The sequence below is a fragment of the Kitasatospora sp. NPDC036934 genome, assembly GCF_055608425.1.
Genome location: NZ_JBVJQR010000007.1, coordinates 50,375 through 73,426 on the forward strand (window position 1 = coordinate 50,375; position 23,052 = coordinate 73,426).

24 protein-coding genes are annotated in these 23,052 nt (G+C 72.5%); 13 read left to right on the forward strand and 11 right to left on the reverse strand.

The window, feature by feature from the left end; translation table 11 throughout:
* Window positions 1–37 precede the first annotated feature (37 nt).
* Window positions 38–718, reverse strand: a complete 681-nt coding sequence (locus ACZ7BZ_RS12335) for a PH domain-containing protein (protein WP_380458004.1) — start codon at window positions 716–718, stop codon at window positions 38–40.
* A 180-nt stretch (window positions 719–898) separates the two neighbouring features.
* On the opposite strand from ACZ7BZ_RS12335, the gene deoC reads away from it, so the two are divergent.
* The 5 genes from deoC to ACZ7BZ_RS12360 all read left to right on the forward strand — a co-directional run bounded on the left by deoC (window position 899) and on the right by ACZ7BZ_RS12360 (window position 5,588).
* Window positions 899–1,885, forward strand: coding sequence for a deoxyribose-phosphate aldolase (deoC, locus tag ACZ7BZ_RS12340; RefSeq protein ID WP_470358317.1), 987 nt, complete (start codon window positions 899–901; stop codon window positions 1,883–1,885).
* 5 nt (window positions 1,886–1,890) lie between these two features.
* Window positions 1,891–3,387, forward strand: a complete 1,497-nt coding sequence (locus tag ACZ7BZ_RS12345; RefSeq protein WP_380458000.1) for an aldehyde dehydrogenase family protein — start codon at window positions 1,891–1,893, stop codon at window positions 3,385–3,387.
* On the forward strand, window positions 3,380–4,282 hold the full coding sequence (locus ACZ7BZ_RS12350) for an aldehyde dehydrogenase family protein (protein ID WP_470358318.1): 903 nt from the start codon (window positions 3,380–3,382) through the stop codon (window positions 4,280–4,282). The genes ACZ7BZ_RS12345 and ACZ7BZ_RS12350 overlap by 8 nt, the downstream gene beginning before the upstream one ends.
* 212 nt (window positions 4,283–4,494) lie before the next feature.
* Window positions 4,495–4,902: a hypothetical protein gene (locus ACZ7BZ_RS12355; protein WP_470358319.1), complete on the forward strand. Its 408-nt coding sequence runs from the start codon at window positions 4,495–4,497 to the stop codon at window positions 4,900–4,902.
* A 47-nt stretch (window positions 4,903–4,949) separates the two neighbouring features.
* Window positions 4,950–5,588, forward strand: coding sequence for an ATP-binding protein (locus ACZ7BZ_RS12360; RefSeq protein ID WP_470358320.1), 639 nt, complete (start codon window positions 4,950–4,952; stop codon window positions 5,586–5,588).
* 168 nt (window positions 5,589–5,756) lie between these two features.
* On the opposite strand, the gene ACZ7BZ_RS12365 is transcribed toward ACZ7BZ_RS12360, so the two are convergent.
* Window positions 5,757–6,725, reverse strand: a complete 969-nt coding sequence (locus ACZ7BZ_RS12365; RefSeq protein ID WP_470358462.1) for a SigE family RNA polymerase sigma factor — start codon at window positions 6,723–6,725, stop codon at window positions 5,757–5,759.
* Between the two features lie 280 nt (window positions 6,726–7,005).
* Here ACZ7BZ_RS12365 and ACZ7BZ_RS12370 point away from each other — a divergent pair, with 280 nt between their 5' ends.
* The 4 genes from ACZ7BZ_RS12370 to ACZ7BZ_RS12385 all read left to right on the forward strand — a co-directional run bounded on the left by ACZ7BZ_RS12370 (window position 7,006) and on the right by ACZ7BZ_RS12385 (window position 10,353).
* On the forward strand, window positions 7,006–7,683 hold the full coding sequence (locus tag ACZ7BZ_RS12370; RefSeq protein WP_030257458.1) for a response regulator transcription factor: 678 nt from the start codon (window positions 7,006–7,008) through the stop codon (window positions 7,681–7,683).
* A gap of 54 nt (window positions 7,684–7,737) precedes the next feature.
* Window positions 7,738–9,279 carry an ATP-binding protein gene (locus ACZ7BZ_RS12375; RefSeq protein WP_470358321.1) on the forward strand — a complete coding sequence of 514 codons (1,542 nt, stop codon included), beginning with the start codon at window positions 7,738–7,740 and terminating at the stop codon, window positions 9,277–9,279.
* A complete protein-coding gene (locus tag ACZ7BZ_RS12380; protein WP_470358322.1) occupies window positions 9,276–9,596 on the forward strand; it encodes a hypothetical protein in 321 nt (106 codons plus the stop codon). Before ACZ7BZ_RS12375 ends, ACZ7BZ_RS12380 begins: the two co-directional genes overlap by 4 nt.
* A 139-nt stretch (window positions 9,597–9,735) precedes the next feature.
* On the forward strand, window positions 9,736–10,353 hold the full coding sequence (locus ACZ7BZ_RS12385; protein ID WP_470358323.1) for a VanZ family protein: 618 nt from the start codon (window positions 9,736–9,738) through the stop codon (window positions 10,351–10,353).
* Here the strand turns inward: ACZ7BZ_RS12385 and ACZ7BZ_RS12390 are convergent.
* Window positions 10,323–10,997, reverse strand: coding sequence for a PhzF family phenazine biosynthesis protein (locus ACZ7BZ_RS12390; RefSeq protein ID WP_470358324.1), 675 nt, complete (start codon window positions 10,995–10,997; stop codon window positions 10,323–10,325). The genes ACZ7BZ_RS12385 and ACZ7BZ_RS12390 overlap by 31 nt on opposite strands.
* Window positions 10,998–11,150: 153 nt before the next feature.
* Here ACZ7BZ_RS12390 and ACZ7BZ_RS12395 point away from each other — a divergent pair, with 153 nt between their 5' ends.
* Window positions 11,151–11,705 (forward strand): hypothetical protein, encoded by a 555-nt coding sequence (locus ACZ7BZ_RS12395; protein ID WP_470358325.1) that lies wholly within the window; start codon window positions 11,151–11,153, stop codon window positions 11,703–11,705.
* A 74-nt stretch (window positions 11,706–11,779) separates the two neighbouring features.
* Here the strand turns inward: ACZ7BZ_RS12395 and ACZ7BZ_RS12400 are convergent, their stop codons facing one another.
* Complete coding sequence (locus ACZ7BZ_RS12400; protein WP_470358326.1) at window positions 11,780–13,192, reverse strand: hypothetical protein; 1,413 nt, start codon at window positions 13,190–13,192, stop codon at window positions 11,780–11,782.
* Window positions 13,193–13,530: 338 nt separating this feature from the next.
* Here ACZ7BZ_RS12400 and ACZ7BZ_RS12405 point away from each other — a divergent pair, with 338 nt between their 5' ends.
* Window positions 13,531–13,716 carry a PspC domain-containing protein gene (locus ACZ7BZ_RS12405; protein WP_188308551.1) on the forward strand — a complete coding sequence of 62 codons (186 nt, stop codon included), beginning with the start codon at window positions 13,531–13,533 and terminating at the stop codon, window positions 13,714–13,716.
* A gap of 89 nt (window positions 13,717–13,805) precedes the next feature.
* Here the strand turns inward: ACZ7BZ_RS12405 and ACZ7BZ_RS12410 are convergent, their stop codons facing one another.
* The 3 genes from ACZ7BZ_RS12410 to ACZ7BZ_RS12420 form a co-directional block, all read right to left on the reverse strand.
* Window positions 13,806–14,189 carry an ATP-binding protein gene (locus tag ACZ7BZ_RS12410; RefSeq protein WP_470358327.1) on the reverse strand — a complete coding sequence of 128 codons (384 nt, stop codon included), beginning with the start codon at window positions 14,187–14,189 and terminating at the stop codon, window positions 13,806–13,808.
* A 213-nt stretch (window positions 14,190–14,402) separates the two neighbouring features.
* Window positions 14,403–15,560, reverse strand: a complete 1,158-nt coding sequence (locus tag ACZ7BZ_RS12415) for an adenosine deaminase (protein ID WP_465739255.1) — start codon at window positions 15,558–15,560, stop codon at window positions 14,403–14,405.
* A 128-nt stretch (window positions 15,561–15,688) separates the two neighbouring features.
* The gene (locus tag ACZ7BZ_RS12420; RefSeq protein WP_380457978.1) at window positions 15,689–16,657 is read right to left on the reverse strand and encodes a LysR family transcriptional regulator; all 969 of its coding nucleotides are present in this window, start codon (window positions 16,655–16,657) and stop codon (window positions 15,689–15,691) included.
* Window positions 16,658–16,748: 91 nt separating this feature from the next.
* Here ACZ7BZ_RS12420 and ACZ7BZ_RS12425 point away from each other — a divergent pair, with 91 nt between their 5' ends.
* Both ACZ7BZ_RS12425 and ACZ7BZ_RS12430 read left to right on the forward strand, forming a co-directional pair.
* Window positions 16,749–18,026, forward strand: coding sequence for an MFS transporter (locus ACZ7BZ_RS12425; protein WP_470358328.1), 1,278 nt, complete (start codon window positions 16,749–16,751; stop codon window positions 18,024–18,026).
* A gap of 26 nt (window positions 18,027–18,052) precedes the next feature.
* Window positions 18,053–18,607, forward strand: coding sequence for a Uma2 family endonuclease (locus ACZ7BZ_RS12430; protein WP_470358329.1), 555 nt, complete (start codon window positions 18,053–18,055; stop codon window positions 18,605–18,607).
* 235 nt (window positions 18,608–18,842) lie between these two features.
* Here ACZ7BZ_RS12430 and ACZ7BZ_RS12435 read toward each other — a convergent pair whose 3' ends face one another.
* The 4 genes from ACZ7BZ_RS12435 to ACZ7BZ_RS12450 form a co-directional block, all read right to left on the reverse strand.
* Window positions 18,843–20,120, reverse strand: a complete 1,278-nt coding sequence (locus ACZ7BZ_RS12435; RefSeq protein WP_380457972.1) for a thymidine phosphorylase — start codon at window positions 20,118–20,120, stop codon at window positions 18,843–18,845.
* Between the two features lie 106 nt (window positions 20,121–20,226).
* Complete coding sequence (locus ACZ7BZ_RS12440; protein WP_470358330.1) at window positions 20,227–20,637, reverse strand: cytidine deaminase; 411 nt, start codon at window positions 20,635–20,637, stop codon at window positions 20,227–20,229.
* Window positions 20,634–21,899, reverse strand: coding sequence for an ABC transporter permease (locus tag ACZ7BZ_RS12445; RefSeq protein ID WP_470358331.1), 1,266 nt, complete (start codon window positions 21,897–21,899; stop codon window positions 20,634–20,636). The genes ACZ7BZ_RS12440 and ACZ7BZ_RS12445 overlap by 4 nt, the downstream gene beginning before the upstream one ends.
* Entirely contained in the window at window positions 21,896–23,050 is a 1,155-nt protein-coding gene (locus ACZ7BZ_RS12450) for an ABC transporter permease (protein ID WP_470358332.1), read from the reverse strand. The genes ACZ7BZ_RS12445 and ACZ7BZ_RS12450 overlap by 4 nt, the downstream gene beginning before the upstream one ends.
* Window positions 23,051–23,052: the final 2 nt, after the last annotated feature.

The window sequence follows — 23,052 nt, forward strand, 5'->3', positions numbered from 1 at the left end:
TGTCTCCCGGGTCGGGAGCGGAGCGCGTGCTCCGGGCTCAGACCGCGATCACCGTGATCAGGGCGACGAGGCCGGCCAGGGCGGGGGCGATGACCCACCAGCACCAGCGGACGACCACCGGGCCGGCCGCGTCCGGGCTGGTGCGGTTGCGCTCGGCCATCTCCTGGAGGACGTCGGTCACCTGGTCGGACCAGGCGCGGGTCGGGTCCGGGGAGCCCTGGACGACCGGGTTGGTCCGGGCGGCCAGGCCCATTCCCAGGCCGGTCCGGGAGGCGTGCTCGGCGTTGCCGCGGCTCTGCGCCCGGGTGGCGCGCTTGCGCTGGCGCAGCGACACCGGGACGGCCCACACCTGGTACTTCTTCTCGCCGGACAGCAGCTCGACCGAGTAGCCCGCGCGCAGCGCGTCGACCGAGGCCCAGGGGGCGGTGACGGTGCGCCACGGGTTGCGGACGACCAGGCGGCCGCGGCCGGCGAAGACCGCCGGGCGCAGCGTGTAGGCGATCACCGGGAAGGCGAACACCGGCACCGCCGCGAGCGCGACGTACGGGGTCTTGCCGGTGCCGGTCACCACCGCGTCGCCGATCAGCCAGCCGGCGACGGCCAGCAGGAACACTCCGGAGATCACGCCGGGGACGGAGCGGTACACGCGGTCCGCGTACTCGGGCTCCCCGCCGGGGGCGGCCGGGCCCTGGTGGGGCTTGCCGTCGGATTCGGTCATGGCGTCGATTCTGCCCCATGCACCCCTCACCAGCGGGTCTCGGTCCGGCCACGAATGGCGGGCCCCGGCGGGACCGGCGGGCCGGCGGTGCGCCAGGTATCGGTCCGGCCACGAAAGCGGGCCGGAAAGGTGGGCGCCCTAGCGGTCGGCTACGCGCGTAGATATGCTGGTCTGGTGACTATGTCCACTGTTGCAGCCAATGCCCCCGGCGTTGCGGGCAGCGGCCTCGCGGACGTTGCGGCGTCCGAGGCCTCGCTCCGCCGCTTCCTGCACGGCCTGCCCGGCGTCGACCAGGTCGGCCTTGAGGCGCGAGCCGCCACCCTCGGCACCCGCTCGATCAAGACCACGGCGAAGGCCTTCGCCATCGACCTGGCGATCTCCATGATCGACCTGACCACGCTGGAAGGCGCGGACACGGTCGGCAAGGTGCGCGCCCTGTGCGCCAAGGGCAGGACCCCCGACCCGACCGACCCGACCACCCCGCGCGTCGCCGCCATCTGTGTCTACCCGGACATGGTCGCCACCGCGAAGGACGCCCTGCGCGGCACCGACATCCAGGTCGCCTCGGTCGCCACCGCCTTCCCGGCCGGCCGCGCCGCCCTCCCGGTCAAGCTCGCCGACACCGCCGACGCGGTGGCCGCGGGCGCCGACGAGATCGACATGGTGATCGACCGCGGCGCCTTCCTCTCCGGCCGCTACTTCGACGTCTACAACGAGATCGTCGCCGTCAAGGAGGCGTGCAAGCGCGCCGACGGCAGCTACGCCCACCTCAAGGTGATCTTCGAGACCGGCGAGCTGCAGACGTACGACAACGTCCGCCGGGTCTCCTGGCTGGCGATGCTGGCCGGCGCCGACTTCATCAAGACCTCCACCGGCAAGGTCGCCGTCAACGCGACCCCGCCGGTCACCCTGCTGATGCTGGAGGCGGTCCGCGACTTCCGCGCCGCCACCGGCGTCCAGGTCGGTGTGAAGCCCGCCGGTGGCATCAAGACCACCAAGGACGCCATGAAGTACCTGGTGATGGTCAACGAGACGCTCGGCGACGACTGGCTGACCCCGCACTGGTTCCGCTTCGGCGCCTCCAGCCTGCTCAACGACCTGCTGATGCAGCGCCAGAAGCTGGCCACCGGCCGCTACTCCGGCCCCGACTACGTGACGGTGGACTGATCACCATGGCCAAGAAGAAGAACACCGAGGAGCCCGCGGCCAAGCCGGCCGGAGGCCTCTTCAGCTACGCCCCGGCCCCGGAGTCCCCCGCCGCCGCGGGCGACATCGCCACCTCGTACGGCCACTTCATCGGCGGCGAGTTCGTCGACTCCTCCGGCAGCGAGGCCCTGAAGACGGTCAACCCGGCCACCGAGCAGGTACTCGCCGAGTTCGCCCAGGGCACCGACGAGGACGTGGACCGCGCCGTCGCCGCCGCCCGCAAGGCCTTCGCCGACTGGTCGGCGCTGCCGGGCAGCGAGCGCGCCAAGTACCTGTTCCGGATCGCCCGGATCATCCAGGAGCGCGCCCGCGAGCTGGCCGTGCTGGAGTCGATGGACAACGGCAAGCCGATCCGCGAGACCCGCGACTTCGACATCCCGACCGTCGCCGCGTGGTTCTTCTACTACGCGGGCTGGGCGGACAAGCTGGACTACGCCGGCTTCGGCGCCAACCCGCGCCCGCTGGGCGTGGCCGGCCAGATCATCCCGTGGAACTTCCCGCTGATGATGCTGGCGTGGAAGATCGCGCCCGCGCTGGCGACCGGCAATACGGTCGTCCTGAAGCCGGCCGAGACCACCCCGCTGACCGCGCTGCGCTTCGCCGAGATCTGCCGCCAGGCCGGTCTGCCGAAGGGCGTCGTCAACATCGTCACCGGCGACGGCCGCACCGGCGCGGCGCTCACCGCGCACCCGGACGTCAACAAGGTCGCCTTCACCGGCTCCACCCCGGTCGGCCGGGCGATCGCCAAGCAGCTCGCCGGCAGCCGCAAGAAGCTGTCGCTGGAGCTGGGCGGCAAGGCCGCCAACATCGTCTTCGACGACGCGCCGATCGACCAGGCGGTCGAGGGCATCGTCAACGGCATCTTCTTCAACCAGGGCCACGTCTGCTGCGCCGGTTCGCGCCTGCTGGTCCAGGAGTCCGTCCAGGACGAGGTGCTGGACGCCCTGAAGCGCCGGATGGCCACCCTGCGGGTCGGCGACCCGCTGGACAAGAACACCGACATCGGCGCGATCAACTCGGCCGCCCAGCTGGCCCGGATCACCGAGCTGACCGACGCCGGCGAGGCCGAGGGCGCGGACCGCTGGTCGCCGGAGTGCGAACTCCCCGGCACCGGATTCTGGTTCAAGCCGACCCTGTTCACCGGCGTCAGCCAGGCCCACCGGATCGCCCAGGAGGAGATCTTCGGCCCGGTGCTGTCGGTGCTGACCTTCCGGACCCCCGAAGAGGCGGTCCAGAAGGCCAACAACACCCCGTACGGCCTCTCCGCCGGCATCTGGACGGAGAAGGGCTCGCGCATCCTCTGGATGGCCAACCGGCTCAAGGCCGGCGTGGTCTGGGCCAACACCTTCAACAAGTTCGACCCGACCTCGCCGTTCGGCGGCTTCAAGGAGTCGGGTTACGGCCGCGAGGGTGGCCGCCACGGTCTGGAGCCCTACCTGAATGTCGAGGCCCGAGATGTCTGATGTCGCAACGCGTCTTGACGTCCTCAAGACCTACAAGCTGTACGTCGGCGGGAAGTTCCCGCGCTCCGAGAGCGGACGGGTGTACGAGGTGACCGACTCGAAGGGCGAGTGGCTCGCCAACGCCCCGCTGGGCACCCGCAAGGACACCCGTGACGCCGTCCTGGCCGCCCGCGCGGCGGTCAAGGGCTGGGCCGGCACCACCGCGTACAACCGCGGCCAGGTGCTGTACCGGGTGGCCGAGATGCTCCAGGGCCGGCGCGAGCAGTTCGCCGCCGAGGTGTCCCTCTCCGAGGGCATCGGCCCGAAGAAGGCCGCCGCGCTGGTGGACGCCGCGATCGACCGCTGGGTCTGGTACGCGGGCTGGACGGACAAGGTCGCCCAGATCGCGGGCGGCGCGAACCCGGTCGCCGGGCCGTACTTCAACCTCTCCACCCCGGAGCCGACCGGCGTGGTCGGGATCGTCGCCCCGCAGGCCGGGTACGGGCACTCGCTGCTCGGCCTGGTCTCGGTGATCGCCCCGGCCATCGCCACCGGCAACACGGTCGTGGTCGCGGCCGCCGCGGACGCCCCGCTGCCCGCGCTGTCCCTGGGCGAGGTGCTGGCCACCTCGGACGTCCCCGGCGGCGTGGTCAACATCATCTCGGGGAAGACCGCGGACATCGCCCCCACCCTGGCCTCGCACCAGGACGTCAACGCGCTGGACCTCACCGGTGCCATCGCCGCCGACGGCCCCGGCGCGGCGCCCGCCCTGGAGGCCGCCGCCGCGGATACCCTCAAGCGAGTGATCCGTCCGGAGCTGGACCCGTTCGCCCGGGACTGGACCGATGCGCCCGGTACCAAGCGGCTACTCTCCTTCCTGGAGACGAAGACGGTCTGGCACCCGATGGGGATCTGATCCTCCGTCACCACCGAGTAACAACTCCACAGACTGGCCGTCCCCAGTGCCCTCTCCCCCCCAGGGCCCGGACGGTCATTGGACGGACCCGCGCCTCTCCCCCCCTGGCGCGGGTCCGTCGACTTTCGTCAGCGCCCCCGCCGACTTTCGGCGCTCGCCGTACGTATGCGTCCGGACCAGAATCCTGGTACCGACACCACCGAGGGGGCGCCGTGGGAGACTTGATCGCCGAGCTGATGCCGCTGTTCGCGGACGGCGTCGTCCGCAGGTGGCACGTGGCCCGGGTCCGCCGGCGGCTGGCCGCCGGGAAGGCCGTACGGGTGCCCTGTTCCGCCCGGTCGGACCGGCCCGGCTGGCAACGCGCCTACGTCAACGGGAAGTTGGGCATCACCCCGGGCGCCGCCACCGTCATCTTCCGTACCCGCGGGGCCGACCCGGTCGAGCTGCCGACCGGGGGCACCTTCCACGAGCCCGAGCCCGAAACCTGGCACTCCCAGGACTGGGCCGCCACCGGCTACCAGCCGCCCGGCGGCGGCCGCCAGGTGTACCTCCAGGTCGACACCCGCTACCTGCCGATGATCCACGTCGCCCTCGCCGACCCCGACTCCCAGAAGGTGTGAGCCGACCGGTTTCGGCAACCGGCCGGGATGCGTCAGACTGGTGTCCCGTGAGTGACTCCCCCATGAATCCCGTGCCGACGGCCCACGCCCGAGTGATCCTGCTCTCCGGGCCCTCCGGATCGGGGAAGTCCTCGCTGGCCGAACGCAGCGGCCTGCCGGTGCTCCAGCTGGACGACTTCTACAAGGACGGGGACGACCCCACCCTCCCCCGGCTGCCGGACGGCGCCGTGGACTGGGACTCCCCGCTCGCCTGGCACCGCGACCAGGCCGTCGCCGCCATCCGCGCGCTCCACGGACGGGGGCGCACCGACGTACCGGTGTACTCGATCCCGGACAACGGCCGGATCTCCACCCGCACCCTGGACCTGGACGGCGCCGGCGCGTTCATCGCCGAGGGCATCTTCGCCGCCGAGATCGTCGCCCAGTGCGCCGCCGAGGGCCTGCTCGGCGACGCCCTGTGCCTGCGCAACGGCGCGCTCACCACCGCCTGGCGCCGGCTGCGCCGGGACGTCCGCGAGGGCCGCAAGTCGCTGCCGGTGCTGCTGCGCCGGGGTCTGCGGCTGATGCGGGCCGAGCGCGCCATCGTCGAGCGGCAGATCGAGCTGGGCTCGCACCCGTGCGCCGGGGCGGAGGCCGAACGGCGGGTCCGCGCGGCGGCCGGCCCCCGGGAGCTGTCGGCGGTCTGAGCCGCCCCGGAACGACGAACGACGACGGGCCCGGTGCGTCTCCCCCGCACCGGGCCCGTCGCCTTCCGAACGGCCTCGGCTCCCCACAGGCGCCGCTCCCCCGAGCCAGCGCCCCCGAACCACAACCGTCCGCTACCCGTCCCCCGACGGGAGTCCTGTCCCCGCTCCCTACGCGACCAGCTCGCCGAACGCCCGGGCGGTGTCGCCCGACTTGTTCAGGTGCTCGTCGTCGCGCAGCCGGCGCAGCGCGCGCCAGATGCTGCTCTTGACCGTGCCGACGCTGATCCCCAGCACGTCGGCGATCTCCGGGTCGGTCTTGCCCTCGTAGTACCGCAGCACCAGCATGGTCCGCTGGTTCTCCGGCAGCTTCGCCAGCGCCTGCCAGAGCACGGCGCGCAGCTCGGTGCCGCCCATCGCGTCGGTGTCGCCGGCCGTCTCCGGCAGCTCCTCGGTCGGGTACTCGTTGACCTTGCGGCGCCGCCAGGCGGAGATGTGCAGGTTGGTCATGGTGCGGCGGAGGTAGCCCCCCACCGCCGCCTTGTCGGTGATCCGGCCCCAGGCGCGGTAGGTGCTGAAGAGCGCGCTCTGCAGCAGGTCCTCGGCCTCGTAGCGGTCACCGGTGAGGTGGTACGCCGTGGCGTACAGGGAGGCGCGGCGCTCGCGCACGTACGCGGTGAACTCCGTGATGTGGTCCTCCGCGACGGCCGGGTGCTCCCCCTGCGCGTCTCCCTGTCCCGCCTCGGTGGTGCGGGCCGGTGCGGGGTTCAGCCGCAGCAGCGTCGCACCAGGGGCCTCGCGGCCGGTCTGTTCCCCCGAACCGACCGTCCGCAGGCCGTTGTTCCCCCGGTCGCCCCCCCGGGCGTCCGTGCCCTCGACGCGGACGGGGAGGATCCCCCGCAGCGTGAGGGTGGCGGCGGAGTCGACCGCACTCCCCAGTCGGCCGATCCCGTACAGCTCCCCCGTCCTGCCGCCGCCGCTCACCCGGCGGGCGACAGGGTTTCCACCGGTGCTGTGCGCGCACCCCCGTACGGTCACGGCACCGGAGTTCTCGTCGGTCCTGATCTCGTACCGGGTCCGGTGGGTGGCGGCTGAGGAACGCGCGGTGCGGACAGCCGGGTTGGTCCGGGTCTGAAGCATGGCGTTCATCGTGCGCCCCCTTGGTTCGGTACGAGCGGTTCCTGTTGCCGCCCTCCAGCCGGCCCTTGCGGCCCGCTGTCCTGCGGCGACATGGAAAATCCTGCCCGCCGGTTGTGATGGCGCTGTCCGCCGACTGTCACAGGGGTGTCACAGGGGCGGGCCGTACGACCCGGTCCGCCTCCCTCCGTACCGGACGCCGGGGGCCCTCCTTCCGGTTCCCATACGGGCGGTGACCGGTCCGGGGGGTGATTCGACGCTCCCGGTGGGCCAAAATGGGGCCGTGCCTTTCCTCCTATTGATCGAGGACGACGACGCCATCCGGACCGGCCTCGAACTCGCCCTCACCCGCCAGGGCCACCGTGTGGCCACCGCTGCCTCCGGCGAAGACGGACTGAGGCTCTTCAAGGAGCAGCGGCCCGACCTGATCGTGCTGGACGTGATGCTGCCCGGAATCGACGGCTTCGAGGTCTGCCGTCGGATCCGCCGCACCGACCAGCTGCCGATCATCCTGCTCACCGCGCGCTCGGACGACATCGACGTGGTGGTCGGTCTGGAGTCCGGAGCGGACGACTACGTGGTGAAGCCGGTCCAGCCGCGTGTCCTGGACGCCCGGATCCGCGCCGTGCTGCGGCGCGGCGAACGGGAGAGCTCGGACTCCTCCGCCTACGGCAGCGTGGTGATCGACCGGGCCGCCATGACCGTCACCAAGGACGGCCAGGACCTCCAGCTCACCCCGACCGAGCTGCGGCTGCTGCTGGAACTCAGCCGCCGCCCCGGCCAGGCGCTCTCCCGCCAGCAGCTGCTGCGGCTGGTCTGGGAGCACGACTACCTCGGCGACTCCCGCCTGGTGGACGCCTGTGTGCAGCGGCTGCGGGCCAAGGTCGAGGACGTGCCGTCCGCACCGACCCTGATCCGCACCGTCCGCGGTGTGGGCTACCGGCTGGACCCTCCTGCCTGAACCCGGCCCGTTGCCCGGCTTTGTCCCTGAACTCCCGTATCACGACAGGCTCTTGTGACTGACCATCAGCAGACTGCCCGGCGGTTCTCGTCCGGCCCGTGGCGGCGGCTGCGCTCCCTGCGGGTGCGGCTGATCGCGGTGTTCGCGGCCGTCGCGCTGCTCGCCGCCGTCTCGGCGTCCGGCATCGCGTACTGGCTGAACCGCGACGCGGTGCTCAAGCGCGCCCAGGGCACCGCGCTGAACGACTTCCGGGTCTCGCTCAGCCGCAACGTCTCCGACCTGCCACTGAACGCCAGTTGTCCGGACCTCGCCGCGCTGGCCGCCAATGTGGCGAGTTCCGGGCTGAGTTACGACGTGGTCGTGGTCGACCCGGCGCACCCCGAGTGCCCGGCCTCCTCCGACCCGACGAAGTTCACCCTGGCCGACGTCCCGGCGCCGCTGCAGTCCACCGTCGCCAAGCCGCGCGAGGTCACCGAGAGCAACCCGTACCCTTACCACCTGTACTGGCAGCGGCAGAACCTGGCCGGCCGACCGTTCGTGATCGGCGGCACCAAGGTGCTGCCCAACGGGCCGACGGCGTACATGTTCAAGTCGCTGGAGAACGAGCGGGCCGACCTCAACACCCTGGGCTGGTCACTGGCCATCGCGACCCTGCTCGCGCTGATCGGCTCGGCCCTGCTCGCCCAGGCCGCCTCGGCGACCGTGCTGCGGCCGGTCAAGCGGCTCGGCGAGGCCGCCAAGCGGCTCGGCGAGGGCCACCTGGACACCCGGCTGGAGGTCGACGGCTCAGACGAACTCGCCGACCTGGCACGGACCTTCAACCGGGCCGCGGAATCGCTGCACGAACAGGTCGAGGAGCTGAGCGCGCGCGAGGCGCAGAGCCGGCGGTTCGTCGCCGACATGTCCCACGAGCTGCGCACCCCGCTGACCGCGATGACCGCTGTGACCGACATCCTGGAAGACGAGGCCGAGTCGCTGGACCCGATGATCGAGCCGGCCGTCCGGCTCGTGGTGAGCGAGACCCGGCGGCTGTCCGACCTGGTGGAGAACCTGATGGAGGTCACCCGCTTCGACGCCGGGACCGCCAAGCTGGTCGCCGACGAGGTGGACGTCGCCGACCTGATCATGTCCTGCATCGACGGCCGGGCCTGGTACGACGCGGTCGAACTGGACGCCCCGCGCGGCATCCTGGCCGTGGTCGACCCGCGCCGGCTCGACGTGGTCTTCGCCAACCTGATCGGCAACGCCCTCAAGCACGGCGGCTCGCCGGTGCGGGTCAAGGTCCGGCAGACCGAGGACTCGGTCGTGATCGAGGTCTCCGACAGCGGCCCCGGCATCCCCGAGGACGTCCTGCCGCACGTCTTCGACCGCTTCTACAAGGCCGACCGCGGGCGGGCCCGCTCCGAAGGCAGCGGCCTGGGGCTGTCCATCGCGATGGCCAACGCCCAGATCCACGGGGGGACGATCACGGCGGCGAACGGGGTGGTCGGCGCGGTGTTCACCCTGACCCTGCCGCTGACCCCACCGCCGCCGCCGTCCGCGGGCGGGGCCGAGCACGGCCCGGCCGGCGACGACGAGCACAAGGACGCCACGTGACCTCCCCCACCCGCACCACCCTGCGCCGCACCGCCGGCGTACTGCTGCTGCTCGCACTGGCCTCCGGCTGCGGCATCCGGCCGACCGCCGTACCGGTCGACGCCGGCGCGCCCGCCAGCCGGACGGCCTGCCCGAGCACCCCGCGCATACCGACCGCGCTGGTCACCCCGCCCGGACCGGCCCCGGCCGTCACCCCGGCCCGCGGCGCGGCCAGGACCGCCGCGAGCCCGAGCCCCTCGCCCACGCCGGTGGCCCCGGGCTCGCCACCGCCGAACAACGCGTTCAGCGCGGTGCCGACGCCCTCGCCCTGCCGCTGAGACGGGTCCGGGCCGGTAGGGCGAACCCGGGCCGGTGGGACGGGTCCGGGCCGATGGGGCGAGAGGGAACGGGGGCGTGGTCCGGAATGTTCACGCCCGGTGGGGAACCGCCGCGCCACCGGCCCACGTCCTTCCCCCCGTGCAGCGAGATGGCACCAGGACACGCGACGAGCGTTCCGGCGCACGGACCCAGACCAGGCCGGCGGCGGGCGTCCACCGTCCCTTCCGGCTGGCCGGGCTGGCGGGCCTGGCCCTCCACTTGACGCTGGTGCTGTGGCTGGTGCTCAGACCGCTGCCGGTGGCCTGGGTGTACGACGCCAACCTGACGCCGCTGGCCTCGCTCCGCTCCTCCACCCCCTGGCAGGTGGTCGGCGAGTTCCTGCTGCTCGCCCCGCTCGGCCTGCTGCTCCCGCTGGCCGGCGGCCGGCTCCGGGCTCCCTGGCTGCCGTCCTTCCTGCGCACCACCGGCGTCTCCGCGCTACTGGCGACCGGCCTGGAGTTCCTCTCCTCCTGGACGCCCGGACACGTGCTCAACGTGGACCACATACTGTTCGCCGTGCTCGGCGTGGTGGCCACCCACCTCGCCCTCGTCCCCGCCCTGCGCCGGCTGCTGCGGGACCACCGCGCCGAGCCCCGGACCCCGCGGATCGCCGTCCTGACCGTCCCGGCGGTGGCCGCCACCGTCACCCCGACGGTGACGGTGGCGCCTACGGCCCGTCCGCGCGCCTACGCGGAACCGGCCCCTCCCGGCCGCTGACCCGCCACCGGCACCACCCGGCCGCCGACCTCGACCAGCCCGTCCGGACGCGGGCCGGCCAGCAGCTGCGAACCCCGGCCCTGGGTGACGGTCAGCGCCCGTCCGAGCCGCGCGGCCAACAGCAGGGCCGCCGCACCGGTCGCCTCGTCCTCGTCGATCCCGTCGCCCCGGCCCGGGAAGGCCCGCGCCCGGACCGTACCGGCCGCCTCGTCCTGCCAGGCCCAGGCGTAGATCCACTCCCCCGGCGGCGGCACCTCCAAGGCCTCCACCTCGGCCGCCGAACCGTACTGCCGCAGGGTCCGGCCCGGGGCCCACTCGGGCCGGGCGCCGATCAGGGTCAGCCCGTCCTCGCGCCGCACCGCCACCGTCCCGGCCGCGGTGACCAGCCGGTCCGCGCCGAGCAGCCACGCGGCACCGACGCACGGGTGGCCGGCGAAGGGCAGGCGCACGCTCGGGGTGTAGATGTCCATCTCCCCGCGCTCCGGGTCGTCGACGAACACCGTCTCGCTGAAACCGAGTTCCCGGGCGAGGGCCTGCCGGTCCGCCCGCTCCGGCAGGGCGGCGCCGTCGCGCACCACGCCGAGCTCGTTCCCGTGCCGCCCTTCCGGTCCGCAAAAGACCCGCAGCACCTCATAGGCAGTCATTTTCCACCTCGTCAATTACCTTTCCGGCGCGGCGCCGACACAGCGCAACGACACCGTGATGAAAAGGCGAGGACGGATGTCGGTCGCCTCCAGTACTGTGCGCTTTCGTCCCGGACGGTTCCCGTCGTTTTTCTCCTCCCACAGGAAACCCCCTTGAACAATCTCGACTTCAGCGCCGAGCCCCTTTTCTCCTGGTACGTCGTCCTGCTGGCGCTCAGCGGCCTCATCATGGTGGTCCTCGGCGTGCTGCCGCTCGCCGGGCTGAAGGTCGGCCTGCGCATCCTCAACGTCGTGGTCGGCGTCGCGTTCATCGGCTACGCCTACTACCTCGCGTTCGTCTTCGAGGGCGGCACCTACCGGATCTTCTTCCAGGCGCTGATCCTGCCGGTCGCGATGATCGTCGCCACCGTGAAGGCGGTCGTCGAGCGCAGCAACGCGAAGAACCAGCCGACCCCGCCGGCCGGGGCGTTCAACCCGAACGTGGCGTACAACCCCAACGCGGCCTACAACCCCAACGCCGCCGGGTTCAACCCGAACGCGCCGCAGTCCGACCAGCCGGGTCAGCCCGCACAGCCCGCACAGCCCGCCCAGCCGGTGCCGCCGCAGGGTGCGGTGCCGTACCAGCCGGGCGCGCCCGCCCAGCCGGTGGCGGACAACCCGTACGCCCAGCCCGCCCAGCCGCAGCCGCCGCAGCAGCCGGCCGGCTGAGCCCCGGAACACCGGAAGGCCCGTCCGTCCCCCACCTTCGAGCGGGGCACGGACGGGCCTCGTGCTGTCCGGGGTCAGTTCCCGGCGCCCTGGGCTCCCTTGCGGCGGCGCGCCACGACCAGGGTGCCGATGCCGAGGGCGATGGCGGTCGCGCCGGTGATCGCCATCGGGGCGGCCGAGGAGCCGCCGCCGGTGGAGGCCAGCTGGGTCTCGGTGGCGGCGAGCGGGGCCGCGGCGGCGGGCGCCGCGTCGCCGGTCTGCCCGGTGGTGCCGGCGGCCGGGCTCGGCGCACCGGTGGTCACCTGCGCGGCCGGGACGGCGGCGGCGGTGGACGGGTCGGTGGTGACCGGGTCGGTGGTGACCGGGGTGGTGGCCGGCGCGGTCGGAGCCGGGGTGCCGGTGGAGCCGGCGGCGGCCTCGACCCTGAAGCCCACCGTGGGGCTGGAGACGCCGTTGTCCTGCTCCCCCGGGCCGGGCAGGCTGTACCCGTTGGCGAAGACCGACCCGCCGCCCACCGGCGCGTCCTTGGTCCAGGCGAGCCGCAGGTTGACCGTGCGGCTCTCGCCGTCGGGCAGCGGGATGACGTCGGCGTCCTTGCTGCCGCTGCGAAGGTCCACCCCCAGCTGGGTGCTGGCGAGGTCCCCGAGCGGCGCCGGCGTGCCGACCAGCCACTGGCCCTGCTGCGTCTGGAACTCCAGCTTGACCACTGCGGGGAGGAAGGCGTTCTCGTTCTGGAGGATGACCGCCGGGACGATCCGGAGGCCCTTGCCGGTGTGGTTGGTGTACACCACCTTGAACGGCTTCGCCTCGCCCCCGGCGGTGAAGGATGCGGGCACGTCCTCGACCTTCACGTCCGGCAGTCCCGCCCGGGCCGGGGTGGTCGGGCCACCGGCTCCGACGATGGTGAAGTACGGTGTGCGGCCCCAGGCCTGGCTGAGCCGCTGCTCCGGGGGCAGGGTCGGGTCCGTGACCATCGCGTTGAGGCTGCCGGTGGCCTGGCCGCCCGGAGCGTCGGCGGCGAAGGTCAGACGCAGCTGGTAGGTGGCCGAGCCGCCGGCCGGCAGGTGCAGCTCGGTGGCGAAGGGATCGAGCTCCCACCAGGCGCCGGTGTTCGAACCCGGACGGAGCTTGGCGTCCTGCCACTGCGTACTGCCGGGCTTCTGGACCTGCAGCTTGAGCTGGGCCTCCTTGACGCCGGTGCCGATGGTCGCGATGACGAAGTCCGTCATGACGTCCATCTGGTGGTCGGCGGTGTTCTTGAGGGTCGAGCTGAACTCGACCGTGCTGCCGGCCGTCACGCTGGTGGGGAAGCCGCTGGTGGTGACCACGACCGGCGAGGCCTGGCCCTGCGGGGCGGGAGCCGTGGGGCCCGACGTCGGGCCCGACGTCGGGGCCGCGAGGGCGGCCGGGGCCGAGGCCAGGGCGGCGCCGGAGACCAGGGCCGCAGCGGCGGCCGCGGCGAGGAGTCTGCGGGGCTGATTGCGCAATGGAACCTCACGGAGAGAATTCGGACATAGCCCGATAAAAGTGCGAAATCGCAGGCGTGAGGGGCCTATTGAGGCCGCGAAGGCGCCGCCGGAATGCCCCCCACCATCAGCGACCGCGAGATCATATCCCCTTGGTGGGACCGGTTCGCGAACGGGTTTTCCGCATTCGTACTCTCCGGGGCATCCCTGAGGGGACCCCGACTCGGGCCTCCGCCTTCCCGGTGAGCCGACGGGGTCGGGGATCGCCTGGTGGGCGGAGGTTTTCCGGCCCGCGACGGCGGAGCATGGAAGTACGCCCGCCGGACCGCCCGGCCGGGCCACCGGCCCAAGGAGTCCGCATGAGCGCGCGTCTCGCCCGCCCCCGCCACAACCGCGTCATCGCCGGCGTCTGCGCCGGGATCGCCGAGCGCTTCGGCCTCACCCCGTGGACCGTCCGCCTGATCTTCCTGCTCTCCTGCCTGCTGCCCGGCCCGCAGTTCCTGGTCTACCTCGCGCTCTGGGTGCTGCTCCCCCAGGAGCCGTGAGGCCTTACGGGCGGGCACGGCGACGGGCCGCCCGCTCCCGGGGTTTCCTCCGGGGGCGGGCGGCCCGTCGTCGTGCGGTGCGGGTCGGATCAGCCCAGCGGCAGGCCGGGCAGGGCGCCGGCCAGTCCGCCGACCGGGGTCTTGTCCAGGCCGGGGACGCCCGGGAGGGCGCCGGCCCGCTGCTGGGTGACGCCGGCGATCGGGGCGGCGTCGGCGGCGGGCGCGGGGGCGGGGGCGGCCTGACCGGCGGTCGGCGCCAGGGTGCCGAGGGTGCCGGCGACCTTGTCGCCGCCGGGCAGCTTGGCGGCGGTGTCGGTGACCGCACCGGTCACCGCGGGGTTCGTCACCGCGCCGGTGGGCAGCCCGAGGCCGCCGGCCGCCTGGCCGGGCGCCGCGGAGGCGGTGCCGGCGCCGACCGCCGCGATGGCGATGCCGAGCGCCGCGGTGCCGGCGGCCTTGAGAGCCTGCTTCATGGTTCGTCCCCTTGAGTCCTCGTCGGTGGCCGACATCGCGCGGGGCGGCGTACGGGCGACCGTCGCCCCGGCCTGTCAGCAATGACTGGCACACCGTAGTGACAGGGGCTCGCGAGATCCAAAGGCCGTTCACTCACCCGAGTGAGTAGTCGGATGAACGCCAACTGCCTTGCCCGGCAGCCGCGTTCATCCGACCGCAGGGGCCGCCCGGACTCAGCGGCCGCCGGCGCCCGCGCTGAACAGCCACTCCGCCTTGAGCTCGGCGTAGCCCGGCTTGATCACGTCGCTGATCATCGCCAGTCGCTCGTCGAAGGGCAGGAACGCGGACTTCATCGCGTTCACCGTGAACCACTCCATGTCGCCCAGCGTGTAGCCGAAGGCGTCCACCAGGTGGCCGAACTCCTGGCTCATGCTGGTGCCGCTCATCAGCCGGTTGTCGGTGTTCACGGTGACCCGGAACTTCAGCCGGCTGAGCAGCCCGATCGGGTGCTCGGCGTACGAAGTGGCCGCCGCCGTCTGGAGGTTGGAGGTCGGGCACATCTCCAGCGGGATCCGCTTGTCGCGCACGTACGCGGCCAGCCGGCCCAGCTCGACGCTGCCGTCCTCGTTCACCGTGATGTCGTCGACGATCCGCACGCCGTGACCGAGCCGGTCGGCGCCGCAGCACTGCAGGGCCTCCCAGATCGACGGCAGGCCGAAGGCCTCGCCCGCGTGGATGGTGAAGTGGTTGTTCTCGCCCTTGAGGTAGTCGAAGGCGGCCTGGTGGCGGGTGGGGGGGTAGCCGGCCTCGGCACCCGCGATGTCGAAGCCGACGACGCCCCGGTCGCGGTGGCGGTTCGCCAGCTCGGCGATCTCCTGCGAGCGGGCGGCGTGCCGCATCGCGGTGATCAGGGTGCCGACCCGGATCCGGTGGCCGGCCGCGCGGGCGTTGGCCTCACCGAGGCGGAAGCCCTCCTGGACGGCCTCGACGACCTCGTCCAGGGACAGGCCGCCCTCCAGGTGCTGCTCGGGGGCGTAGCGGACCTCGGCGTACACCACGCCGTCGGCGGCCAGGTCCTCGGCGCAGTCGGCGGCGACCTTGATCAGGGACTCGCGGGTCTGCATGACGGCGCAGGTGTGCGCGAAGGTCTCCAGGTAGCGGACCAGCGAGCCGGAGTCGGCGGCCTCGCGGAACCACTCGCCGAGCTCCTTGGCGTCGGTGGTCGGGAGCCCCTGGTAGCCGGTCGCGGCGGCGAGCTCGACGATGGTCTCCGGGCGCAGCCCGCCGTCGAGGTGATCGTGCAGCAGGACCTTCGGCGCGCGGCGGATCTGGTCGGGGGTGGGAATGCGCGGGCCGGTGCCCGCGGTGGTGACGGGGATCTGCTTCTCCATTGCGGAAATATAGCCCCTACGCGCGTAGACCGACCACCGGTAACAGCACCGAATGGTCCAAACCGAACCCGGAATTCCACCGCCCGGTCCATAGGATCCGCCAAAGGAGCCGAGGGTGGGCCAAGGCCTCAGTCGTGGTGCAGCAGGCGCCCCCGCCGGGACAGCACGAAGTCCCGGAACGCCGCCACCGGCGGCGTCAGCGGCCGCCCCGCCGCCCAGGCCAGCCCGATCGCCCGGCGGGTCCGCGGTGCCGTCACCTCCAGCTCCACCACCCCGGGCCGCGGCACCAGCGCCGGCGGCAGCAGCGCCACCCCCAGCCCGGCCGCCACCAGCCCGCGCAGGGTTTCGGTCTCCTCCCCCTCGAAGGCCAGCCGGGGCACGAACCCGGCCTGCGCGCAGAAGCCGTCCGTGATCATGCGCAGCCCGTACCCGTCCTCCAGCCCGACGAAGGGCTCCTCGGCCACCTCCGCCAGCCGGATCCGCCGCCGCCCGGCCAGCCGGTGGTCGGCCGGCACGGCCAGGTGCAGCCGCTGCTCGTCCAGCGGACGGGCGGCGAAGGCCGGGTCGTCCGGCAGCGGCGCGACCAGGCAGAGGTCCAGCTCGCCCGCCCGCAGCCGCTCCAGCATCGCCATGCCGTAGTCCTGCACCAGCTGGAACCGCACCTGCGGGTGCGCCGCCCGGAAGCCGCGCAGCAGCGCCGGCACGGCGTCCGGACCCATCGTGTGCAGGAAGCCGAAGGCCACCCGCCCCACCGCCGGATCCGCCTCCGCCCGGGCCGCCTCCGCGCCGCGCTCCAGCTCCGCCAACGCCCGCTCCACCGAGGCCAGCAGCAGTCGGCCCGCCCTGGTCAGCCGGACCGTCCGGCCCTGACGGGCCAGCAGGTCCACCCCCAGCTCCTCCTCCAGCCGGGCCACCGCGCGCGACAGCGTCGGCTGCGGCACCCCGAGCAGCGCCGCCGCCTGGGTCACGTGCTCCAGCCGGGCCACCGCGGCGAACTGCGCCAGCCTGGGCGCCAGCCGGACGGCCGGCGCCTCCGGCCCCAACTCGGCTGCCCGGTACCGCTGCTCGGCTCCGTCCGGCAGATCCGCCACGGTCATCCCGTCCCACCTCGACTCATACGCCAGTGCATCGATCATCCACTCTTCATGCATTGGACGCATCAAGCGCGCCGGGCCTACCGTCGATGCCATGCAGCCCTCCGATACCAGGGCATCCGTGCCCGCCCCGGATGCCTCGACCGAGCACACCCCCGACCAGGACGACCGCCACCGCCCCGGCCGGCCCGGCTTCCGCCGCGCCAACCTCGCCCTGTTCGCCGCCGGGGTCGCCACCTTCGTCCTGCTCTACTCCACCCAGGGCCTGCTGCCGGTCCTCTCGGCCGACCTCGACCTCACCCCCGGCCAGGCCAGCTGGACGGCCTCCGCCGCCACCCTCGGCCTCGCCCTCGGGCTGCTCCCCGCCAGCGCGCTCTCCGACAAGTACGGCCGCACCGCGGTGATGACGGCCTCCGTCCTCGCCGCCTCCGCCCTCGCCGTCGCCCTGCCCTTCGCCCCCGGCCTGACCACCCTGGTGGCGCTGCGCGTCCTCCAGGGCGCCGCCCTCGCCGGACTCCCCGCCACCGCGATGGCCTACCTCGCCGAAGAGGTCCACCCCAGCGCGCTGGCCTCCGCGATGGGCCTGTACGTGGCCGGCAACAGCATCGGCGGCATGGGCGGCCGGCTCGTCTCCGGCTGGACCGCCGCCGCCCTCGGCTGGCGCTGGGGCCTGGCCGCCTCCGCCGCCCTCGCGCTGCTCGCCGCACTCGCCTTCCGGCTGCTGGTCCCCGCCGCCCGGCACTTCACCCCGGCCGCGGTGGACGCCCGCGCCCTCGCCCGCACCGTCGGCCGGCACCTGCGCAACCCGCTGCTGGTGCGGCTGTACGCGCTCGCGATGCTGTTCATGGCGGTGTTCGGCGCGGTCTACAACACCGTCGGCTACCGGCTGATCGCCGCACCCTTCCACCTGCCGGAGTCGATCGCCGCCTCGATCTTCGTGGTCTACCTGGTCGGCACCGGCACCTCCGCCGCGGCCGGCCGTCTCTCCGGCCGGCTCGGCCGCCGCGGCGCCCTCTACGTCGCCATCGGCGTCACCGCCGCCGGCCTGCTGCTCTCGCTCGCCGACTCCCTGGTCTGCGCGCTGCTAGGCCTGGTGCTGATCACCGCCGGCTTCTTCGCCGGCCACGCCACCGCCTCCTCCGCCGTCAGCCACACCGCCACCGAGGGCCGCGCCCAGGCCTCCGCCCTCTACCTGATCGCCTACTACCTCGGCAACAGCCTCGGCGGCACCCTCGGCGCCGACGCCTACCACGCCACCGGCTGGCCCGGTGCCGCCACCGTCGGCCTCACCGCCATGACCCTCGCCGCCGCCGTCACCCTCTACGCCACCCACCAGGCGCACACCACGAGGCGAGCGGTCGCGGACGCTTGACAGTGGGCGCCGATAGACTCAGGGGCATGAGCGTCGGTCCTGCTGTGTACACCAGGCTGCTTGAGATCGCGGATCAGCTGCCGAAGGTGCCCGGGATAGGGAAGATCGAGATCGCCGACGGTCAGATCGTCATGACGATGTCGCCGGTGAAGCGCCACGAGCTCGCCGTGCTGCGCATCGCCCGACAGCTCAACGCCCAACTGCCGACCACTCACCCGGGCCACATCGCTTACCACGGCGCGGACTTGCAGGATGCCGGCCTCGGTCAGCTGCGAAACCCGGACCTGATGGTCTTCCCCGAGGCGACCCTGGAGGGCGAGCAGCGAGCGGTGCTCCCACACGAGGTACTGCTCGTGGTGGAGATCGTCTCCCACTCCAACCCCGAGAACGACTACCACAACAAGGTCCACGACTACGCGGCGATGGGCATCCCGTTCTACCTGATCGTCGACCCCCGCACAGGCACCGGCATCGTGCACTCCGAACTGGGCTACGAGTCCCGGGAGAAGTTCGTCTTCGGCGACAAGATCACCGTCGGCCCCTGGACCCTCGACACCAGCGGTCTGCTCACGTACGCCTGAGTACGCGAAAGGAGTCCGCACCCGACCGCCGGGCACGGACTCCTCGTCGCCTCGGACAGCCGGCGCACGGAAGCGGACGGTGGGCTCCACCTCGGGCGCGATGCGGATGTGAAGCGACGACTCCAGCGAGCCCGCCAACCGCTCCGACAGCAGCAAGGTGGACACAGTGCCGGCTCGGTCAACTCCCATGTGCGGCAGCGCAAACCACGCTGCCGCACATGGAGCGATCGGATGACTACGCGATGCGGTCGAGAACGATCGGGTTCGGAGTGAACGCCGTGCCCTCGGGGGCGACCGTGATGCCGTCCTTCAGGGCCTCGATGGCGTAGTCGTAGCGCTCCGGGGTGTCGGTGTGGAGGGTCAGCAGGGGCTGGCCGGCCACGACGGCGTCACCGGGCTTGGCGTGCATCTCGACGCCGGCGCCGGCCTGGACCGGGTCCTCCTTGCGGGCGCGGCCGGCGCCCAGGCGCCAGGCGCAGACGCCGATCGCGTAGGCGTCCAGCTCGGTGAGCACGCCGGAGGCGGGCGCGGGGATGACGTGCTGCTCGCGGGCGACCGGGAGCGGGGCGTCGACGTCGCCGCCCTGGGCGGCGATCATGCGGCGCCAGTGGTCCATCGCGGAGCCGTCGCGCAGGGCGTCGGCCGGGTCCTTGCCGTGCACGCCGGCCGCGGCGAGCATCTCGCGGGCCAGCGCGAGGGTGAGCTCGACGACGTCGGCCGGGCCGCCGCCGGCCAGCACCTCGACCGACTCGCGGACCTCCAGCGCGTTGCCCGCGGTGAGGCCGAGCGGGGTGGACATGTCGGTGAGCAGGGCGACGGTGTTGACCCCGGCGGTGGTGCCCAGGCCGACCATGGTGCGGGCGAGCTCGCGGGCGTCGTCCAGGTTCTTCATGAAGGCGCCGGAGCCGACCTTGACGTCGAGCACCAGCGCGCCGGTGCCCTCGGCGATCTTCTTCGACATGATCGAGGAGGCGATCAGCGGGATGGCCTCGACGGTGCCGGTGACGTCGCGCAGCGCGTACAGCTTCTTGTCGGCGGGGGCGAGGCCGTCGCCGGCCGCGCAGATGACGGCGCCGGCGTCGCGCAGGACGTCCATCATCTCGTCGTTGGAGAGCAGGGCGCGCCAGCCGGGAATGGACTCCAGCTTGTCCAGGGTGCCGCCGGTGTGGCCGAGACCGCGGCCGGACAGCTGCGGGACGGCGGCACCGCAGGCGGCGACCAGCGGGGCGAGCGGGAGGGTGATCTTGTCGCCGACGCCACCGGTGGAGTGCTTGTCGCTGGTGGGCAGCGGCAGCGAGGAGAAGTCCATCCGGACGCCGGAGCGGATCATGGCGTCGGTCCAGCGGCTGATCTCGTGCGGCTTCATGCCGTTCAGCAGGATCGCCATGGCCAGCGCGGACATCTGCTCGTCGGCGACCTCGCCGCGGGTGTAGGCGTCGATGACCCAGTCGATCTGAGCGTCGCTCAGCTCTCCGCGGTCGCGCTTGGTCCTGATGACGGAGATGGCGTCCATGCGTGCTCCAAGAGGGGTTTCAGATGCGTCAAAAAGCGTAGAGTGCCGCGAGATGACCGGGTTCCGGCCCACTCGCGACACTCTACGCGCGTAACAAAAGCAGATGCTAGAGCCGCTCCGGCCCGAACGCCTCGGGCAGGACCTCGCTCATCGGCTTCACGCCGGAGGCCAGGTCGACCAGCAGCCCGGGCCCTCCGTGCTCGTACAGCAGCTGGCGGCAGCGCCCGCACGGCATCAGCAGCTCGCCCGTGCCGTCGACGCAGGTGAAGGCGACCAGCCGGCCGCCGCCGGAAGCGTGCAGCGCGGACACCAGCCCGCACTCGGCGCACAGCCCGAGCCCGTACGAGGCGTTCTCCACGTTGCAGCCGCTGACCAGCCGGCCGTCGTCCACCAGCGCCGCCGCGCCGACCGGGAACCTGCTGTACGGGGCGTACGCGTGGCCCATCGCCTCGCGTGCCGCCGCGCGCAGCCGCTCCCAGTCGATCGCGGAGGCCGCCGAGCCCGCGGGGGCCGTCACTTGCCCTGGCCCTTGCGGTAGATCTGGCCGTCGGCCTTGGGCATCCGCAGTCGCTGCGAGGCCAGCGCGAGCACCACCAGGGTGATCAGGTACGGCGTGGCGACGATCAGCGGACGCTGCACCTCGTCGGTCAGCGCGTACCAGGCGCCCAGACCGCCGGCCACCACGAAGGAGATCACCGTCGCGGTGAACTTGCGACGGTACAGCTGCCACAGGGCGAGCAGCGCCATCGCGATCGCGATGATCAGGATCAGCACGTGCACCGACTCCGGGTCCCGCAGCTGGAGGCTGTCGGTGAAGCCGAACAGGCCGGCGCCGACGGCGAGGCCACCGGGCATCCAGTTGCCGAAGATCATCGCCGCGAGGCCGATGAAGCCGCGGCCCAGGGTCTGGCCGTCCTTGTAGAAGTGCGCGGCGACCAGCGAGAGGTACGCACCGCCGAGGCCCGCGAAGGCGCCCGAGGCGATGACCGCCAGGTACTTGTACTTGTAGACGTTGACGCCCAGCGACTCGGCGGCGGTCGGGTTCTCACCGCAGGAGCGCAGCCGCAGGCCGAACACCGTGCGCCAGAGCAGGAAGTAGCTGGCCACGATCAGCGCGGCGGCCAGCACCACGACCACCGACAGGTTGGTCACCAGGCCGCCGAGCACGCCCGCGATGTCGGAGACCAGGAACCAGTGGTGGTTCTCGATGCTCTTCAGGCCCGAGGACAGCCCCGGCACGGTGATGTAGGGCAGCGGGTCCGCCGGCGGGGACTGGTTCTGGCCGGCACCGGCCGAGATGTAGTCCTTGTAGTAGATCCGGTTGACGTACGCGCAGATGCCGGGGATCAGCAGGTTGATGCCGACGCCGGAGACGATGTGGTCGACGCCGAAGGTGACGGTGATGATCGCGTGCAGCAGACCGCCGAGCGCACCGCCGGCCATGCCGGCCAGCAGACCGACCCACGGGTTGACCAGGTAGCCCGCCCAGGCACCGCAGAAGGTGCCGGCGACCATCATGCCTTCGAGGCCGATGTTGACCACGCCGGCCCGCTCGGACCAGAGACCGCCCAGACCGGCCATGCCGATCGGCACGGCGGCGCTGAGCGCGGCGGTGATCTGCCCGGAGGAGGTCAGCGAGTGGTTGCCGGTGGCCATGCCCACGGCGGAGAACAGGACCAGGGCGCCCGCGATCAGGAGCAGGACGACCGGCCAGGACAGCTTGCGCTTCTTCGCGGGCGCGCCCGGCGCCTTCGGACGAGCGGCGGTGGCCGTACTCATGCCGACACCTCCTTCTTCTCAGTGGCCGCGAGCTGGGCGGCGAGCTGCGCGCCGACCTTCTGCTGCTGGCGCTTCAGGCCGTACCGGCGCACGAGCTCGTACGCCACGACGACGCAGATGACGATGGTGCCCTGCATGACCGTGACGATCTCGAACGGGAAGCCGCCCTGCAGCGGCAGCACCGAACCGGTGACGTCCAGGAAGGCGAACAGCAGCGCCGCGAAGGCCATGCCGATCGGGCTGTTGCGGCCGAGCAGGGCGATCGAGATGCCCAGGAAGCCCAGGTTCTGCTGGAAGGTCTGGCCGAAGTAGTACGAGTTCTGCAGCAGCTCGGGCAGACCGATCAGACCGGCGATCGCGCCGGAGACCGCCATCGAGATGATCACCATCTTCTTGACGTTCACGCCGGAGGCCGTCGCGGCGGACTCCGAGCGGCCGGTGGCGCGCAGGTCGAAGCCGAACCGGGTGCGGGTCAGCACGAACTGGAAGACCACGCCGACCAGGACGGCGACGAAGATGAAGCCCCAGAGCGGGCCACCCGCCGTGTCGAGGCTGAAGAAGTGGCTGGACTGCGAGACCGGGTTGGTCTGGATCGAGTTGCTGGTGCCGCTGACCTTCGGGGCGAAGACGCCGGGGACGAGCAGCAGGCCGATGATCGCGAGCGCGATCGAGTTCAGCATGATGGTCGAGATGACCTCGCTGACACCGCGGAAGACCTTCAGCAGACCGGCGATGCTCGCGTACAGACCGCCGACCAGCATGGCGGTGACCAGCAGCAGCGGGATCTGGATGAACGACGGCAGGTCGACCTGGGCGCCGATGTAGGCCGCGAACAGCGCCGCGACCTTGTACTGGCCCTCGACGCCGATGTTGAACAGGTTCATCCGGAACCCGAACGCGGCGGCCGCGGCGGCCAGGTAGTAGGTGGTGGTCCGGTTGAGGATGTTCACCTGGCCGTCCGACTTGCTGGCGAACGTGAGCATCACGTTCCACGCGTCGAACGGGTTCTTGCCCGAGGTCGCCAGCAGGATGGAACAGATCGCGACCGAGAGCAGGACGGCGAGCACGGGCGCCGCCAGGGCGAGCACGATCCGCTCACCGCTGATCCGCTGCGCCAGGCTGCGCTTGGCGGCGGGGTTGGGACTGGTCATGG

What these genes read in the sequence shown, in the direction of transcription:
- ACZ7BZ_RS12335 (WP_380458004.1), bottom strand. Translation starts at nt 718, where the DNA reads ATGACCGAATCCGACGGCAAGCCCCACCAGGGCCCGGCCGCCCCCGGC.
- deoC (WP_470358317.1), top strand. Translation starts at nt 899, where the DNA reads ATGTCCACTGTTGCAGCCAATGCCCCCGGCGTTGCGGGCAGCGGCCTC.
- ACZ7BZ_RS12345 (WP_380458000.1), top strand. Translation starts at nt 1,891, where the DNA reads ATGGCCAAGAAGAAGAACACCGAGGAGCCCGCGGCCAAGCCGGCCGGA.
- ACZ7BZ_RS12350 (WP_470358318.1), top strand. Translation starts at nt 3,380, where the DNA reads ATGTCTGATGTCGCAACGCGTCTTGACGTCCTCAAGACCTACAAGCTG.
- ACZ7BZ_RS12365 (WP_470358462.1), bottom strand. Translation starts at nt 6,725, where the DNA reads ATGCTTCAGACCCGGACCAACCCGGCTGTCCGCACCGCGCGTTCCTCA.
- ACZ7BZ_RS12390 (WP_470358324.1), bottom strand. Translation starts at nt 10,997, where the DNA reads ATGACTGCCTATGAGGTGCTGCGGGTCTTTTGCGGACCGGAAGGGCGG.
- ACZ7BZ_RS12405 (WP_188308551.1), top strand. Translation starts at nt 13,531, where the DNA reads ATGAGCGCGCGTCTCGCCCGCCCCCGCCACAACCGCGTCATCGCCGGC.
- ACZ7BZ_RS12410 (WP_470358327.1), bottom strand. Translation starts at nt 14,189, where the DNA reads ATGAAGCAGGCTCTCAAGGCCGCCGGCACCGCGGCGCTCGGCATCGCC.
- ACZ7BZ_RS12415 (WP_465739255.1), bottom strand. Translation starts at nt 15,560, where the DNA reads ATGGAGAAGCAGATCCCCGTCACCACCGCGGGCACCGGCCCGCGCATT.
- ACZ7BZ_RS12420 (WP_380457978.1), bottom strand. Translation starts at nt 16,657, where the DNA reads ATGACCGTGGCGGATCTGCCGGACGGAGCCGAGCAGCGGTACCGGGCA.
- ACZ7BZ_RS12425 (WP_470358328.1), top strand. Translation starts at nt 16,749, where the DNA reads ATGCAGCCCTCCGATACCAGGGCATCCGTGCCCGCCCCGGATGCCTCG.
- ACZ7BZ_RS12430 (WP_470358329.1), top strand. Translation starts at nt 18,053, where the DNA reads ATGAGCGTCGGTCCTGCTGTGTACACCAGGCTGCTTGAGATCGCGGAT.
- ACZ7BZ_RS12435 (WP_380457972.1), bottom strand. Translation starts at nt 20,120, where the DNA reads ATGGACGCCATCTCCGTCATCAGGACCAAGCGCGACCGCGGAGAGCTG.
- ACZ7BZ_RS12445 (WP_470358331.1), bottom strand. Translation starts at nt 21,899, where the DNA reads ATGAGTACGGCCACCGCCGCTCGTCCGAAGGCGCCGGGCGCGCCCGCG.
- ACZ7BZ_RS12450 (WP_470358332.1), bottom strand. Translation starts at nt 23,050, where the DNA reads ATGACCAGTCCCAACCCCGCCGCCAAGCGCAGCCTGGCGCAGCGGATC.